Origin of the sequence: Micromonospora citrea, from assembly GCF_049629545.1 — a bacterium.
Lineage (GTDB): Bacteria > Actinomycetota > Actinomycetes > Mycobacteriales > Micromonosporaceae > Micromonospora > Micromonospora citrea_A.
Genome location: NZ_JBNADX010000016.1, coordinates 59942 through 74873 on the forward strand (window position 1 = coordinate 59942; position 14932 = coordinate 74873).

Consider the following 14932-nt stretch of genomic DNA (forward strand, 5'->3'; position numbering starts at 1 on the left):
GTTCTGCGTACGACCCCGTTCGTGGGATACCGTTCCACCGATAACAGGAGGTCCGAATGTCCTTGACGGTGAACACGGAACAGCGCGGCGACGTCGTCGTCGTGTCGGTCGCGGGCGAGCTCGACATGGCGACCGCGCCGCAGCTGCAGGACCAGATCACCGACCTGCTCGACAAGGGCCGCAGCCGCCTCGTCTTCGACCTCGCGAACGTGTCGTTCTGCGACTCGACCGGTCTGTCGGTCTTCGTCCGCGCCAAGAACAGCTGCGACGAGGCCGGCGGCGTGGTGCGGCTGGCCGCCCCGCAGCGCGGGGTGCTGCGCATCCTGGAGGTCAGCGGTCTGGTCGAGGTGCTGCACACCTACCCGACGGTCGATCAGGCCGTCGCGGGCGACCCCACGCCGGCCTCCTCCTCCTGACCGGTTCCCTCAGCGCTCGTCCTCGATGAATCGGGGACGGGCGATCACCATGCCCGCGGTCGTCTGCACGGCGAGCGCGCCGAGCAGGAAGCCGATCGGGGCGGTCCACCCTCCGGTGGTCTCGTAGAGGATGCCGACCAGCAGCGGGCCGAGCGCGGCGATCACGTACCCGGTGCTCTGCGCGAACGCCGAGAGCGCGACGGTGCCCTCGGCGGTGCGGGCCCGCAGGCCGATGGTGGTCAGGATCAGCGGGAACGCGCCCTGCCCGAGGGCGAGCAGCAGCACCCACAGCGGCGCCGGCCCGTGCGGCGCCAGGGCCAGGCCCAGGTAGGCGGCCGCGGAGAAGGCGGTCAGCGAGAGCACCAGCGGGCGCAGGGTCCGCAGTCGGCCGGCCAGGGTGGGCATCAGCAGCGCGACCGGCACGCCGAGCGCGGTGACCCCGGCCAGCAGCAGCCCGGCGGCCTCCGCGCGGTAGCCGGCGTCGCGGAAGAGCTGCGCCAGCCAGCCCATGATCGCGTACCCGCTGAGCGACTGCGCCCCGAAGTAGACCGCCATCGCCCAGCCGAGCCGGGTGCGCTCCGGCCGGATCCGCACCCGGGGCGCGGGTGCCGCCGTCGTGGTCGCGGCCCGCCGGGCGGCGCGCGCCCGCAGCGCCAGCGGCACCCACGGGAGTACGGCCACCGCCGCCAGCCCGGCCCAGACGCCCAGCCCGGCCCGCCAGGAGCCGAAGGCGTGGGCGACCGGCACCGCCGAGGCGGCGGCCACCGTCGTGCCGACGGTCAGGGCCATCGTGTACGCCCCGGTGACCAGCCCGGTGCGGTGCGGGAAGTGCTGCTTGACCAGCATCGGCAGCAGGATGTTCGCCACCGCGATGCCGGCCAGGGCGAGCGCGCTGGTGAGCACGAAGACCACCGCCGAGTCGGTGAGCACCCGGAGCACCTGGCCGACGGCGAGGGCGATCATCGCGAGGATCAGCACCCGGGCGGCCGGCCAGCGGCGGACCAGCCAGGGGGTGAGCGCGCCGAGTGCGGCGAAGGCGATGGTCGGCAGCGTGGTGACGAAGCCGGCCATCGTGCCGGAGAGCGCCAGCCCGGTGCGTACCTCGTCGAGGAGGGCGCCGAGGCTGGTGACGGCGGCGCGCAGGTTGAGCGCGACCAGCAGCATCCCGACCAGCACCAACAGCCCACCGGTGGCCGGGCCCGACGCCGCCGTGGGGGCGGCCGCCGGTGCGGGCCCGGGGGTGACGTCGGCGGTCGGCGCGACCGCGACGGCGTCGGTACGGGCGCCGGCGGGAGCCTCGGCGCAGGCGGTGGGTGGCGGGGTCATGACCTCGAACCTACAATCATGGGATGAATTTCGGCAGGAGGTGTAACCGGTGACACCCGCCGTCGATTCCGTCGCCGTGCCCCCGCGCGGGCACCGGGTACGACAGACCATCGCGCAGCTGCGGGCCCGCATCTTCGGCGGCGAGTGGCCGGTCGGCGGGCGGATCCCGACCGAGCCGCAACTGGTGGCCGCGCTCGGGGTCGGACGGAACACGGTCCGCGAGGCGGTCCGGGCGCTGGTGCACGCCGGGGTGCTGGAGTGCCGGCAGGGCTCCGGGACGTACGTGGTGTCGACCGACGAACTGGCCCCGGTGGTGGCCCGCCGGCTCACTGACGACCGGATGGCCGAGGTGGTCGAGGTCCGGCGCGCCTTCGAGGTCGAGGCGGCCCGGTTGGCCGCGCTGCGGCGTACCCCCGAGGACCTGGCGGTGCTCGACGGCGCGCTCGCCGCCCGGGAGGCCGCCTGGCGCTCGGGCCGGGTCACCGACTTCGTGGAGGCGGATGCCGCGCTGCACACGGCGGTGGTCGCCGCCGCCCACAACGGGATGCTCGCCGAGCTCTACGCCTCGGTCGGCGCGGCCCTGCGCAGCACGGTGGCCCAGGCGATGGGCGACACGCTGGCGCCGGAGCGGTACGTCGACCACGGCCGGCTCGTCGAGGCGATCCGGGCCGGCGACCCGGCGCGGGCGGCGATCGAGGCCGGCGCTTTTCTGGAGCCACCCTCCGGGGCATAGGTTGTCCCGGACGCAGAATCGGACAGCACGGGAGTGCGGATGTTCAAGGGCTTCAAAGAGTTCATCATGCGCGGCAACGTCGTCGACCTGGCGGTCGGTGTCGTCATCGGTGCCGCGTTCACCGGCGTGGTCACCCAGTTGACCAAGTCGTTCCTGGAACCGCTGATCCGGGTGTTCGTGCTGCTGATCACCGGCAGCGACAAGGGCCTGGCGGGCACCGCGCCCACGTTCCGGGGCATCGCCTTCGACTGGGTCGCCTTCGTCAACGCCCTGATCACCTTCCTGCTCACCGCGGCGGCGCTCTACTTCCTGGTCGTCTTCCCGATGAACAGGCTCGCCGAGCGCCGCAAGCGCGGCGAGGAGCCGCCGCCGAAGGCCCCCAGCGAGGAGGTCCGGCTGCTCACCGAGATCCGCGACGCACTGGTCGCCGCCGGGCACACCACCCCCGGGCAGCAGCGGGGCGCGCTGGACGACGTGCTGGGCCGGCGTACGGAGCCGCCGGCGCCGCGCTGACGCGACGCATGCACATCGGCCCCTGTGGGAATCCCACAGGGGCCGACCCGTGTCGTACACATGTTCGATAGAGTCCCGCCATGGAACAGCGCAGGCACTGGTGGAACGGTAAATGGGGGCGGCTGGCCCGGCGGGACGTCTTCCTCCGGGTGGACGGCGACCGCTGGCACGTCGAGCAGCGGGCCGGCGGCGCGGAGGGCGTCTCCCAGTTCTACGAGTACGCCAGCGCGGAGGAGGCCGAGGAGACCGTACGCGCGCTGCTGGAGGGCACGGACGCCTGGCGTGAACTGTCCCCCCGCCCGCCCAGCGCCTGGGCCCCGCCGACCGCACCCTGACCGTTCCCCGGGGCGCGCGGCCGGCGCAGCGCGTTTAGCGCGGGGCGGGGCCGGGAACCGCCCGGACATGGAGCAGCAGGGCATCCGAGAGCAGACGGTCATCTCGCGGGTCACCACCGGCATGCGGGTGGTCGACGCCGAGGGCGTCGACGTCGGCACCGTCGACCTGGTGCAGCGCGGCGACCCCAACGCGGTGACGGTGCAGGCGCCCACCGCCGACCCGGGCAGCAGCCTGGACGAGCTGATCGAGGCGGCGGCGGTCGAGGAGCCCGAGGTGCCCGCCGACCTGGCCGCCCGCCTGCTGCGCACCGGCTACCTGAAGGTCTCGACCGAGCTGACCCGCACCGGCGCGGTCTACGTGCTGGCCGACCAGATCGCCACGGTCGCCGACGGCCAGGTACGCCTCGACGTCCCCGTCGGCGACCTGCCCCCGGAGGAGTGACGCGCCTGCCCGCCGGGGTGGCCCTCTGCCAGGTTCGCCGCGTGCGCCTCGCCTGTCTGTCGGACGCTACCGACCTGATGGCACAGATGGATCGGCCCGTGGCCCGCCCTCAGCGCCGCGTGACCTGCGCCGCCTGATTGTCGTCGCGCCCCGGCGCGTCCCCGCCGTCGGCGTCCCCCCGGGGCACGGTCGCGTCGCCACCGTCACCAGCCGAGGGGACCGTCGCGTCCCCGCCGCCCGCGTCCCGCAGCACCCTCGCGTCGCCGCCGCCCGCGCCCGACGGGGGCCTCGTCACGTCGCCGTCGCGCGGCAGCGCGCCGCCGGAGCCGGCCGCCGGCGTCCTGTCGCCGGCCCCACCGGCGGTCCCGGGTTCCCGGGTACGGCGGCGACGGAACAGGAGCAGCATCAGCCAGCCGGCGAGCAGGCCCCAGAACGCGCCGCCCACCCCGAACAGGCTCACCCCGGAGGCGGTGACCACGAACGTCACCACGGCGGCCTCCCGGCTCTCCGGGTCGGCGACCGCCGAGGCGACCGCGGTCGCCAGCGCGCCGAGCAGCGCCAGCCCGGCCACCGCCTCGATCAGCACCGGCGGGGAGAGCAGCACCAGGGCGGTCGCCACCCCCGCGCCGAGGCCGAGCAGCGCCAGGCCCAGCCCGGCGGTGACCGAGGCGATCCAGCGGCGGTCCGGGTCCGGGTGGGCGTCCGGCCCCGCGGCGAGGGCGGCGGTGATCGCGGCCAGGTTGACCGCGTGCCCGCCGACCGGCGCACCCAGCGCGCTGGCCAGCCCGGTGGCCCGCAGCGCCGACCCGAGCGGCGGCCGGTAGCCGTAGCCGCGCAGCACAGCCGTGCCGGGGACGTTCTGGGCGGCCATGGTGACCAGGAAGAGCGGCAGCGCCAGCCCGACCACCGCGGGCACGGTGAAGGCCGGTGGGGTCAGCTCGACCACCGGCCGGAGACTGCCCACACCCCCGCCCGACGTGGTCACCGCGATCGCCGCCACCGCCACGACCAGCGCCGCCGGCACGGCCCACCGCCGGGCGAACCGGTGCAGCACCAGCCAGGTGACGATCACCGGCACGGCCAACCGGGGCACCTCGACCAGCGCCCGCACCGGGGCGGTGCACAGCGGCAGCAGCACCCCGGCCAGCATCGCCGCGGCCACCGGACCGGGGATCGCGGCAACCGCCCGGCCCAGCGCGGGGAAGAGCCCGGCGGCCACGATCAGCACCCCGCATACCAGGAACGCGCCGACCGCGGCGGGCCAGCCACCGGGGACCGGACCGGTCGCCACCAGCAGCGCGGCACCGGGGGTGGACCAGGCGATCGCGATCGGCATCCGGTGCCGCAGCCCCAGCCAGAGGGCGCAGAACCCGGCGGCGACACTCACCGCGAGCAGCCCGGAGGCGGCCTGCGCCTCGCTGGCGCCGACCGCGCGCAGCCCGGCGAGCACCACGGTGAACGAACTGGCGAAGCCGACCAGGGCGGTCACCACGCCGGCCAGCACCGGTTGCAGTCGCTCCGCCACCGTGCACCCCCCGTCGTCGCCGGTCACCCTAACCAGGCCGCCCCGACGGTCGCGTCACGCGTCGATCCGCAGCCCACGGGCCGGGACCGGGCCGCCGAGCGGCCGGCGGACACCTCCGTCCCGACCCACCGGGCACATTTCTCCCACTCCACCCGCCGGGGCGGTAGAGACGCCGGCCGGGTGTTTCCGGCAAGCTTGTCGCATGACGCTGATCCTCCGCTCGGCCATCCTCAACGACGTCGGCCTGGTCCGCACCAACAACGAGGACTCCGCCCTCGCCGGTGAGCGCCTCGTGGCGGTGGCGGACGGCATGGGCGGGCTCCCCGCCGGCGAGGTGGCCAGCGAGATCGTCATCCGGATCCTGGACGAGCTGGTCCCGCCGACCGTCCCCGACGAGGCCGCCGGGGCGCTGCGCGCCGTCGTCGCCACCGCCAACCAGCGCATCCGCGCCGCGATCTCCGCCGATCCCGCCCGCGACGGCATGGGTACGACGCTGACCGCCGGCCTGCTCGCCGGGGACGCCCTGGTCCTCGCCCAGGTCGGCGACTCCCGCTGCTACCTGCTGCGCGACGGTGAGCTGACCCAGCTCACCCGGGACGACACCTTCGTCCAGGCGCTGGTCGACCAGGGGGCGCTCTCCCCCGACCAGGCCCGGCACCACCCGCAGCGGTCGCTGGTGACCCGGGCCGTGCAGGGCGCGGACGCGCCCCCGGCGATCGGGGTGCTGACCGTGTTCGTCGGCGACCGGCTGCTGCTGTGCAGCGACGGGCTCTCCGACTACGTGGAGGACACGGCCATCCAGGCGGCGCTGACCACGTACGGCGACCGGCAGCAGTGCGGCGAGCAGCTGGTGAAGCTGGCCCACCAGGCCGGCGCGCCGGACAACGTCACCGTGGTCGTCTCCGACCTGGTCGAGGTCTGAGCCCGGCCAACCGGGTTGCGGCGTGGAGCCGGCCGGGTTGGGATGGACGGATGCCCATCCGCCGGCTGGCCGCCGAAGAACGCCTGACCACCAGCTTCCCGCTCCAGGCGTACGCCTTCGAGGCGTCCCCGCTGACCGGGGAACGGGTGGAGTCGTTCCACCGCTACCTGCCGTACAACAAGGGCAACCGGACGCTGGTCGTCGAGGAGGGCGGCGAGACCCGCGCGGCGGCCAGCGCGATCCCGATGCGACAGAACCTGCGCGGGCGGGTGCTGCCGATGGCCGGGGTGGCCGGGGTGGCGACCCATCCGCTGGCCCGCCGGCAGGGGCACGTCCGGGCGCTGCTGCACCAGCTCCTCGACGAGATGCGCGACGAGGGGCACCCGCTCAGCGCGCTGTACCCGTTCCGGGCCGGCTTCTACGAGCGGTTCGGCTACGTCGGGCTGCCCCGGGCGCGTACCGTCCGGTTCTCCCCGGCCGACCTGGGCCCGCTGCTGCGCACGGACCTGCCGGGCGAGGTGACCTGGGAGCGGATCGGCGCCGGCTACCCCGGGTACCGGGCGTTCACCGAGCGGTGCCTGCGGGAACGGCACGGCTTCGCGATCTTCCCGGACTTCCGCGCGGTCGGGCTGCGCGACCGGGACGACCGCTGGTTGGTCACCGCCCGGATCGACGGCACGACCCTCGGCGTGCTCACCTACCGGATCGACGACCACGGCGGCGAGCTGCACGGCGACGACCTGCTGGTGGGCGACCCGTACGCGCGGGCGCTGCTGTTGCAGTTCCTCGCCCGGCACGTCGACCAGGTGGAGCGGATCAGCCTCCAGGTGCCCGCCGACGAGTTGCCCGAGCTGTGGCTGACCGACCTGGCCGTGCACGTGGAGGCGCGGGTGTCCCGCCCCGGCTCGCCCGCCCCGATGGCCCGGCTGCTCTCCGTGGACGCGCTCACCGGCCTGCCGGCCGGTCCGGGCCGGGTCCGCGTGGAGCTGGTCGACGACCGGTGGCTGGGCGGCACCCACCTGCTCGACGGCGCCACCGGCCAGCTGGAGCTGACCTCCGGCGGGCCGGCGCCGTCGGCGACGCTCACCGCCGCCGGCCTCTCCGCCCTGGTGTACGGGGTGCTCGACCCGGCCGAGGTGGCCGTACGCGGGCTGGGCTCGGTCGGCCCGGAGGCGGCGGCCGAGCTGCGGCGGCTCTTCCCGCGCGAACTGCCGTACCTCTTCGCCGACTTCTGAGCTGTTCGCCGCACCGGGCGTCCAGTGCCCGGGGCGTTCGGTTTCGGCGGGCACCGGCGGCCGGCTTAGGTCTGGGTTAATCCTCGGCGGCGGATGCGGCGGGACCGGTGGACGGTCCCTAGCATCGTGCGGGTGCGCATGCCGTCCGCTGTGGTCCTGCTCGTCCTCGGTGTCGCCGCCGCCGGCCTCCCGGCCTGCGGCGGGGAGCGCCCCGACGACGCCCGGTGGGCGACCCCCGTCGCCGCGCCGGCGAGCGGGCCGGCCACTTCGGCGGCGTCGACCCCGGCGGACCGGCGCACCCCGGGCGGGAGCCCGTCACCGAGCCCCACCGAGGCGGCACCGGCGTTCACGGCCGGCAACCCGGACGGTGGCGCGGCCGTCCCGGTCGAGGCGGGGGCGGTGGACACCTCCCGTCCGACCAGGACGGTCGGCACGGGCACCCCGGCGAGCTGCACCTCGGCCGCGGTGGTGCAGGCGGTGGCGGCCGGCGGGATCATCACGTTCGACTGCGGCCCCGCGCCGGTGACCATCCGGATGACGGCCACCGCGAAGGTCCGCAACAAGGTCGGCGGGCGGGTCGTGCTCGACGGCGGCGGCAAGGTCACCCTCTCCGGCGGCGGTGAGCGGCGGATCCTCTACATGAACACCTGCGACGGTGCGCAGGGCTGGACCACCTCGCACTGCCAGAACCAGGACCACCCCACGCTGACCGTACAGAACCTGACCTTCGCCGACGGGAACTCCACCGGCGAGAAGGCCGAGGGCGGCGGCGGGGGCGCGATCTTCGTACGCGGCGGCCGGGTGAAGGTGGTCAACTCACGGTTCACCGGCAACCGCTGCGACCGGACCGGGCAGGACCTGGGCGGCGGAGCGCTGCGGGTGCTCAGCCAGCACGACAACCGCCCGGTGTACGTGGTGGGCAGCACGTTCACCGGCGGCACCTGCGCCAACGGGGCGGCACTGAGCAGCATCGGGGTTTCCTGGACGGTGCTGAACAGCGTCTTCACCGGAAACCGGGCGGTCGGCACCGGCGCCAACCCGGCCCGGGCGGGCACCCCCGGCGGCGGCAGCGGCGGCGCGATCTACTGCGACGGCAACGAGTTCACCGTGCGGATCGCCGGCACGGTGATCCGGGACAACCGGGCCAACGAGGGCGGCGGCGCGATCTTCTTCGTCAGCAACAACCGCACCGGCACCCTGCGGATCGAGGACTCGACGCTGCGCCGCAACCCCAGCGCCGGCTTCGAGACCAGGGGCCTGCCCGGCATCTTCTTCCTCGGCGCCTCCGCCAAACTCACCTGACCACCACCCCACCACCCCACCCCGTCCCGTTGATCAAGAAGTCTGCGTCCCGGAATGCGCTTCCGGAGGACGGAAACTCTTGGTCAACTCGGCGGAGAGTGGGGCCAGGGGTGGGCTGTCAGTAGGGGTTGCCGGTGCCGGGGGCGCGGGCCTTGAGCAGGGCGGCGGGGCGGCCGGGGAGGTCGGGGGCGGTGCTCATCGGCGGGGAGTCGGTGCCGGCGTGCTCCGCCATGCCGGCGAAGAGTTCCTTGAGCGCGGTGACGGCGTCGACCCTCGGGTGCCAGCCGAGTTCGGCCTCGGCGCGCTCGCTGGACATCAGCGGGACGTTCAACGCCAGGTCGACCCAGCCGGTGTCGACCGGTTGCAGGCGGGCGCGCCAGGTCAGCGCGGCGGCGGCGCGCAGCACCGGGACGGCCACCGGGACCGTCCAGCCCTTGAAGTGCCGGGCCACCAACTCCGGGGTCAGCACCGGGTCCGCGGCGACGTTGAAGGCGCCGCGCGCGTCACCCAGGACCGCCCGGGCGTACGCGTCGGCGACGTCGTCGGCGTGCACCGCCTGCATCCGCAGCCGCCGGTTGGCGGGTACGACCGGGATACGCCCGAAGCGCAGCAGCCGCACGGGGGCGAGCGGGCCGAGGAAGTACCGGCTGATCTCGGTGCCCGCGTCCCGTTGGAAGATCAGTCCGGGGCGCAGCCGGACCACCCGCAGCTCGGGGTGCTCCGCTTCGAGGGTGTCGAGCATCGCCTCCACCTCGGCCTTGTCCCGGCTGTACGACGACCCGTGCACCCCGGTGGCGGGCCAGCGCTCACTGACCGGGTGGTCCTTCGGGCCGGGCGCGTAGGTGCCGACCGACGAGGCGTACACCAGGGCGGGGACGCCGGCCGCGACGACGGCCGCGGTCACCGCGCGGCTGCCGCCGACGTTGGTCCGGTGCAGGGTGCGCTGGTCGTGGCTGGGCTGGATCTGCCAGGCCAGGTGCACGACAGCGTCGGCCCCGGCGAAGATCGCGGCGAGCTTCCCGGCCGCATCCGGCGCCCCGACGTCGCAGGAGTGCCACCGCACCCCGTCGTACGGCTCACCGGCGTCCGCACCGGGCAGCCGCCGGGCCACGCCGTGCAGTTCCCGCCCCGACTCCTGACGCAGCCGGCGCAGCAGCGCCGTCCCCACGTTGCCGCTGGCGCCCACGATCACGATCCGCATGCCGGCTGCGGTACCCGTTGAAACGGACTCCAACCCCCGGACCGTTCAAGGCCGCGGCGACTGCCGTACCCAGGACTTCTCCTGCCGGCGGCGGCCCTGGGTGGCGGCGAGGCAGCGCGGGCAGACGAACCCGACCGGGTCTGCCCCGGTGAGCACGTCGGTGGAGGTGTAGTCGAACCGCACGTGCGGGAACCGGCGCAGCCGGGTACGGCTGAGCTGGAGGCCGCAGACGGTCGAGTTCTGGCCGGGCTGCCAGGCGTGCACCTCGCCGCCCGGCTCCCGTACGCCGTCCGGCCCGGTCTCCTCGCTCGACGCCGCGACGGCCGGGGTGCTGGTCATCCTCATGCCGTCACGGTTCCCCGCTCCCGCGACCCCATGCGCCCGGTCCGCGCCGTGATCGACTCCGGTTGCGGCGTGTCGCGGTGTCCTCGCGACCCGGACACCCCCGTTCGCCGCAACCGGAGTCGATCATTCCCGGTTCAGGACCGCCCGGTGGCCAGCGCGGCGACCAGACAGGCGAACGCGACGACGGTGGTGACCGTACGGGCCAGGTTCCACCGCGCCCAGGTCACCTCGAAGCCGTCCCGCAGCACCCGCAGGTCGGCGATCCGGTCCACCGGCCCGGCCGCGTCGAGCCGGTCGTTGAGCGGCACGTTGCACCGCATGGTGATCAGCAGCGTGGCGCCGTACGACACCAGGGCCGCGACCGTCCAGGCCAGCACCCGGCCGCCGACCGTGACGTGCAGCGCCACCGCCAGGCCGATCAGCAGCACCGCGCCGAGGAACGCCGCGACGAACCAGCCGTTGAGGATCCGCCGGTTGATCGACTGCATGGTCCCGACGAAGGTTCGGTCGTCCACCGCGGCCAGGCCCGGCACGACCGAGCAGGCGTACGCGAAGAAGAGCCCCGCCATGAGACCGGTGGCGACGGTGGCGGCGGCGAGGGAGAGGGTTCTCATGCCTCCAGCTCACCCGTTCGCGCCGCCGTCGGCCATGGCCGGGAGGCTCGGGTGCATGCGTGGGCGTCCAGGCGGGGCCGGATCGGCCGGAAGCCGGAAGGCCCTGCCGGTCAAGGTCCGGTAACCTGAGGGCCTGCGGGCCGCTAGCTCAATGGCAGAGCTGTGGACTTTTAATCCATAGGTTCAGGGTTCGAGTCCCTGGCGGCCCACTCTTGAAACAGCCGACCGACGGCCTGGTTGAAGATCATCGGGTAGGCCGCTGATCGCAGCCTTCACCCGTCGGCTGCTCGCCTTCCGCAAGGCGCATCCGGCCCTGCGACCGGTGAACTTCCACACCGCCGCCGACACCAACGGTAACGGCCTGGGCCAGCTCGAATGGTTCACGGCCTGGATCGGTGGCGCCTCCACCACGTACTCCCTGGGTGGTCGGGCACTGCTGCTCCTCATCGCCCGATAGCCGGAAGTCGCGGGGGGCGGGACGTCCCGCCCCCCGCGACAGGGTCTCTGCCCTGGGCGACGAAGACCACCACACCGGTGTCCTGCACACCGACGACGGATCGATCGTGAACACCGGCTCGAGGCGTAGCCGACGGTCACGCGGAGAGCCGGAGTCGTAGCGGCCTGGGAGCCGAGTTCGAGAGACAGCTCGTTGCGGCGAGCGTCATGCGCCTGGACCGCCCGCGATCGTTCCGGCACTGATGGTCACCTCGTCCACCCAGCTGTGCAGTGCAAACGGATCAGCGTGATCTGGACTCCGGCGCCGACTGGCCCGTTCGGGAACCTCTCGGTATTCAGCGTTGCTATCTACCGGTACCTAGTGTTACTGTCTACCAGTAGTCAGCGTCGCTTGGTAGCGAGGGGATGATGGCATGGGCAACCAGATGACGGAGATGCTGAAGGGCACTCTCGAAGGCATCGTCCTGGCGATCCTGGCCCGCAGATCCGCATACGGCTACGAGATCACCGCGTGGCTGCGCGACCGCGGATTCTCGGACATCGCGGAAGGCACCATCTACGCGCTGCTCGTCCGCGTCGAGCAGCGCGGGTTCGTGGACGTGGAGAAGGTTCCCTCCGAAAAAGGGCCCCCGCGGAAGGTGTATTCGCTCAACGCGAAGGGGCGAGACCAACTCGCCGAGTTCTGGAGGACGTGGAGCGTCCTCGCGGAACGCATCGAGCAACTCCACCACGACGACAACCAGCACGACGAAGGAGCATGAGCATGGCCGCGAAGTGGATCGAGACGCTCGTCGGGTCGCTCGAGCAGAAGAAGCAGTACAAGCGCCACATGGCCCGGATCGAGGCCCTGCCGGGGCCCTATCGCAGCGCGGCCAAGGCTCTTCAGCGGTACTTCATGTACCACGGAGGGATCCTCGACGGCGACACGCTCATCACGATGCTCGGCGACTTCGTCGACCTCTGGGAGCGCGCGGTCGCCGACGGCACGCCGGTCCGCGCCATCGTCGGCGACGACCCGGTCGAGTTCGCCGAGACGTTCCTGCAGGCGTACTCCGGGAAGCAGTGGATAGACAAGGAACGCGAGCGCCTCCGGACGGCGATCGACGCCGCCGCCGGCGACAACGGCGAGGAAACGAGCGCATGACCACCATGACGCGTGAACCCGCGATCAGGGTGCGGGCCATCACCAAGTCCTACAAGGACCTGCACGTGCTGCGGGGCGTCGACTTCGACGTGGCAGCCGGGAGCATCTTCGCTCTGCTCGGCTCGAACGGCGCCGGGAAGACCACGCTGGTGCGGATCCTGTCGACGTTGTTGAAAGCGAACACCGGCACCGCGACCGTCCACGGCTTCGACGTCTCCTCGGCTCCGGACGACGTACGCAAGTCGATCAGCCTGACCGGCCAGTTCGCCGCAGTCGACGGCGTGCTCACCGGCCGGGAGAATCTGATCCTGATCGCGAAGCTCCGCCACCTGAAGAACCCGGGTGCGATCGCCGACGACATGCTCGCCCGTTTCTCGCTCACTGATGCCGGGAACCGCCGGGCGGCGACGTACTCGGGCGGCATGCGCCGGCGGCTGGACATCGCGATGAGCCTTGTCGGCAACCCGCCGGTCGTATTCCTCGACGAGCCGACCACCGGCCTCGACCCGCAAGCCCGCATCGAGGTCTGGCAGACGGTGAAGCAGCTCGCCAAGGATGGCACGACCATCCTGCTGACCACCCAGTACCTCGACGAGGCCGAGCAACTCGCCGACCGGATCGCGATCCTGCACAGAGGCACGATCATCCAGAACGGGACCCTCGCCGAACTGAAGCAGCTCCTCCCGTCCGCCAAGGTCGAGTACGTCGAGAAGCAGCCGACCCTCGAGGACGTCTTCCTCGCCCTCGTCGGCGACACCAGTGACACCGCCGACGAGGCCGCCATGTCGGCAGGAGAGGAATCCCGATGACCGCCCACGTCCTCAGCGACACCGGAAACCTCACCGGCCGATCCCTGCGTCACATCCTCCGCAGTCCGGACACCATCATCACCACAGCGGTCACCCCGGTCGCGCTGATGCTGCTCTTCGTGTACGTGTTGGGCGGAGCCATCAACACCGGATCCGACGAGTCGTACATCAACTACATGCTCCCGGGCATCCTGCTCATCACGATCGCATCCGGCATCGCCTACACGGCGTACCGCCTGTTCCTCGACATGCAGGGCGGCATCTTCGAGCGCTTCCAGTCGATGCCGATCCCCCGAGTCTCCGTGCTCTGGGCGCATGTCCTGACCTCACTCGTCGCCAACCTGGCCTCGATCGTGATCGTCACAGGCGTCGCGCTGATCATGGGGTTCCGCACCGGCGCATCCGTAGCCGACTGGCTCGCCGTCGCCGGCATCCTGATCCTGTTCACCCTCGCCCTCACCTGGATCGCCGTGATAGCGGGCCTGTCCGCCAAGACCGTCGACGGCGCGAGCGCCTTCAGCTACCCGCTGATCTTTCTGCCCTTCATCAGCTCGGCGTTCGTCCCCACCGACTCGATGCCCGGGCCGGTCGCGTGGTTCGCCGAGAACCAGCCGGTAACGTCCATCGTGAACACCCTCCGCACGTTGTTCGCGCAGCAACCCGTCGGCAACGACATCTGGATCGCCCTCGCTTGGTGCGCCGGCATGCTCGTGGCCGCGTACGCCGCCGCGACAGCGATCTACCACACGAAGACCAGCTAGGTGATGCACGGGGAGAGCGCCGCATCCGCATGGACGCGGCGCTCTCCTCCGAGCAGGTCTGCCACCCTGCGCGTGGCACCAGGCCGAGCGGAATCCTCTCGCGTCGCACCACGAGGCGGATGGCCAGCCCCAGTCACCTGAGAGCTCCAGTTGCCCGGCGAGGGGGCCGAGCGGGACCTGGTCGACCCGGCCACCGTCCGGGACGTCGCGTGAGGCTGGTCTTCACCGCGACGGCCTGGAATCAGTACCTCAGCCACACGGATCGCAAGTTGGTCAAGCGCATCAACGACCTCATCGCGGCCGTGATGCGTGACGGATACGAGGGCATCGGCAGCCGGAACCCCTCCGGGGGGAGCTGTCCGGCTTCTGGTCCCGCCGCATCGATCGCGAACACCGGCTGCTGTATCGGATCACGAAGGACGATGTCGAGATCATCGCCTGCCGGTACCACCATGGCGACAGGTAGCGGATCGGGACGGGGAGGCATCGGTGGTGGCACAGGCAGGAAGGCCGTGCCACTACGGCTCACCCGGGGCTACTGGTTCGTCGTGTGGGCCATGCGCTGCTGGCCGTTCGCAATGACGTCGGGGGCTCTCACGGCGGCGGCGACACGGGTGGGGTATCCGCCGCTGGCGGCGGTGCTGACGGTGTGCCCGGCGTTCGCGCTGATACCCGGCGCGCTCCTCATGATGGCCGGGACGGTGCTGCTGTACGTCAGCGGGTCCATGCCTCGTGACCTGAATCCGCGCCGGCAGATGGTCGGCATGATGTGGCGGGACGCGGTGAGCCCGCTGCGTCGGCCAGGCCGGCGACAGCAGCGCTGACAGCAATCGGCACAGAGGCGCGATCCGCC

Annotated in this window: 19 protein-coding genes and 1 tRNA gene; 15 read left to right on the forward strand and 5 right to left on the reverse strand. The window is 72.7% G+C overall.

Features of this window, described 5'->3' with window-relative positions:
* Window positions 1-56: 56 nt before the first annotated feature.
* Window positions 57-416 carry an STAS domain-containing protein gene (locus ACPFP2_RS18260; RefSeq protein WP_424090379.1) on the forward strand — a complete coding sequence of 120 codons (360 nt, stop codon included), beginning with the start codon at window positions 57-59 and terminating at the stop codon, window positions 414-416.
* Window positions 417-425: 9 nt separating this feature from the next.
* On the opposite strand, the gene ACPFP2_RS18265 is transcribed toward ACPFP2_RS18260, so the two are convergent.
* Window positions 426-1742: an MFS transporter gene (locus ACPFP2_RS18265; protein WP_424090380.1), complete on the reverse strand. Its 1317-nt coding sequence runs from the start codon at window positions 1740-1742 to the stop codon at window positions 426-428.
* A gap of 49 nt (window positions 1743-1791) precedes the next feature.
* Here ACPFP2_RS18265 and ACPFP2_RS18270 point away from each other — a divergent pair, with 49 nt between their 5' ends.
* From ACPFP2_RS18270 to ACPFP2_RS18285, 4 genes are all read left to right on the forward strand, one after another.
* Window positions 1792-2475, forward strand: coding sequence for a FadR/GntR family transcriptional regulator (locus ACPFP2_RS18270; protein WP_424090381.1), 684 nt, complete (start codon window positions 1792-1794; stop codon window positions 2473-2475).
* Window positions 2476-2514: 39 nt separating this feature from the next.
* Window positions 2515-2988, forward strand: coding sequence for a large conductance mechanosensitive channel protein MscL (mscL, locus tag ACPFP2_RS18275; RefSeq protein WP_424090382.1), 474 nt, complete (start codon window positions 2515-2517; stop codon window positions 2986-2988).
* Between the two features lie 80 nt (window positions 2989-3068).
* A complete protein-coding gene (locus tag ACPFP2_RS18280) occupies window positions 3069-3323 on the forward strand; it encodes a hypothetical protein (RefSeq protein ID WP_088976929.1) in 255 nt (84 codons plus the stop codon).
* A 67-nt stretch (window positions 3324-3390) separates the two neighbouring features.
* Window positions 3391-3765, forward strand: a complete 375-nt coding sequence (locus ACPFP2_RS18285; protein ID WP_424090383.1) for a hypothetical protein — start codon at window positions 3391-3393, stop codon at window positions 3763-3765.
* Window positions 3766-3874: 109 nt separating this feature from the next.
* Here ACPFP2_RS18285 and ACPFP2_RS18290 read toward each other — a convergent pair whose 3' ends face one another.
* Window positions 3875-5290 carry a benzoate/H(+) symporter BenE family transporter gene (locus tag ACPFP2_RS18290; RefSeq protein ID WP_424090384.1) on the reverse strand — a complete coding sequence of 472 codons (1416 nt, stop codon included), beginning with the start codon at window positions 5288-5290 and terminating at the stop codon, window positions 3875-3877.
* A gap of 202 nt (window positions 5291-5492) precedes the next feature.
* On the opposite strand from ACPFP2_RS18290, the gene ACPFP2_RS18295 reads away from it, so the two are divergent.
* The 3 genes from ACPFP2_RS18295 (at window position 5493) to ACPFP2_RS18305 (ending at window position 8749) form a co-directional block, all read left to right on the forward strand.
* Window positions 5493-6212, forward strand: a complete 720-nt coding sequence (locus ACPFP2_RS18295) for a PP2C family protein-serine/threonine phosphatase (RefSeq protein WP_363870372.1) — start codon at window positions 5493-5495, stop codon at window positions 6210-6212.
* A gap of 50 nt (window positions 6213-6262) precedes the next feature.
* Window positions 6263-7447: a GNAT family N-acetyltransferase gene (locus ACPFP2_RS18300; protein ID WP_424090385.1), complete on the forward strand. Its 1185-nt coding sequence runs from the start codon at window positions 6263-6265 to the stop codon at window positions 7445-7447.
* Between the two features lie 138 nt (window positions 7448-7585).
* Window positions 7586-8749 (forward strand): hypothetical protein, encoded by a 1164-nt coding sequence (locus ACPFP2_RS18305; RefSeq protein WP_424090470.1) that lies wholly within the window; start codon window positions 7586-7588, stop codon window positions 8747-8749.
* A gap of 118 nt (window positions 8750-8867) precedes the next feature.
* Here ACPFP2_RS18305 and ACPFP2_RS18310 read toward each other — a convergent pair whose 3' ends face one another.
* The 3 genes from ACPFP2_RS18310 to ACPFP2_RS18320 all read right to left on the reverse strand — a co-directional run bounded on the left by ACPFP2_RS18310 (window position 8868) and on the right by ACPFP2_RS18320 (window position 10909).
* On the reverse strand, window positions 8868-9950 hold the full coding sequence (locus ACPFP2_RS18310; protein ID WP_424090386.1) for an NAD-dependent epimerase/dehydratase family protein: 1083 nt from the start codon (window positions 9948-9950) through the stop codon (window positions 8868-8870).
* A gap of 45 nt (window positions 9951-9995) precedes the next feature.
* Window positions 9996-10295 (reverse strand): hypothetical protein, encoded by a 300-nt coding sequence (locus tag ACPFP2_RS18315; protein WP_424090387.1) that lies wholly within the window; start codon window positions 10293-10295, stop codon window positions 9996-9998.
* 134 nt (window positions 10296-10429) lie between these two features.
* The gene (locus tag ACPFP2_RS18320; RefSeq protein WP_424090388.1) at window positions 10430-10909 is read right to left on the reverse strand and encodes a DUF1772 domain-containing protein; all 480 of its coding nucleotides are present in this window, start codon (window positions 10907-10909) and stop codon (window positions 10430-10432) included.
* A 137-nt stretch (window positions 10910-11046) separates the two neighbouring features.
* Between ACPFP2_RS18320 and ACPFP2_RS18325 the strand changes: the two genes are divergently transcribed.
* From ACPFP2_RS18325 to ACPFP2_RS18355, 7 genes are all read left to right on the forward strand, one after another.
* Window positions 11047-11118 (forward strand) — tRNA-Lys (locus tag ACPFP2_RS18325).
* Window positions 11119-11231: 113 nt separating this feature from the next.
* Window positions 11232-11366 (forward strand): hypothetical protein, encoded by a 135-nt coding sequence (locus ACPFP2_RS18330; protein ID WP_424090389.1) that lies wholly within the window; start codon window positions 11232-11234, stop codon window positions 11364-11366.
* Between the two features lie 412 nt (window positions 11367-11778).
* Window positions 11779-12126 (forward strand): PadR family transcriptional regulator, encoded by a 348-nt coding sequence (locus tag ACPFP2_RS18335; RefSeq protein ID WP_424090390.1) that lies wholly within the window; start codon window positions 11779-11781, stop codon window positions 12124-12126.
* A gap of 2 nt (window positions 12127-12128) precedes the next feature.
* Window positions 12129-12509: a DUF1048 domain-containing protein gene (locus ACPFP2_RS18340; RefSeq protein WP_424090391.1), complete on the forward strand. Its 381-nt coding sequence runs from the start codon at window positions 12129-12131 to the stop codon at window positions 12507-12509.
* Window positions 12506-13318, forward strand: a complete 813-nt coding sequence (locus ACPFP2_RS18345) for an ABC transporter ATP-binding protein (protein ID WP_424090392.1) — start codon at window positions 12506-12508, stop codon at window positions 13316-13318. Before ACPFP2_RS18340 ends, ACPFP2_RS18345 begins: the two co-directional genes overlap by 4 nt.
* The gene (locus tag ACPFP2_RS18350) at window positions 13315-14079 is read left to right on the forward strand and encodes an ABC transporter permease (RefSeq protein ID WP_424090393.1); all 765 of its coding nucleotides are present in this window, start codon (window positions 13315-13317) and stop codon (window positions 14077-14079) included. Before ACPFP2_RS18345 ends, ACPFP2_RS18350 begins: the two co-directional genes overlap by 4 nt.
* A gap of 209 nt (window positions 14080-14288) precedes the next feature.
* Window positions 14289-14903, forward strand: coding sequence for a type II toxin-antitoxin system YoeB family toxin (locus ACPFP2_RS18355; RefSeq protein ID WP_424090394.1), 615 nt, complete (start codon window positions 14289-14291; stop codon window positions 14901-14903).
* Window positions 14904-14932 lie beyond the last annotated feature (29 nt).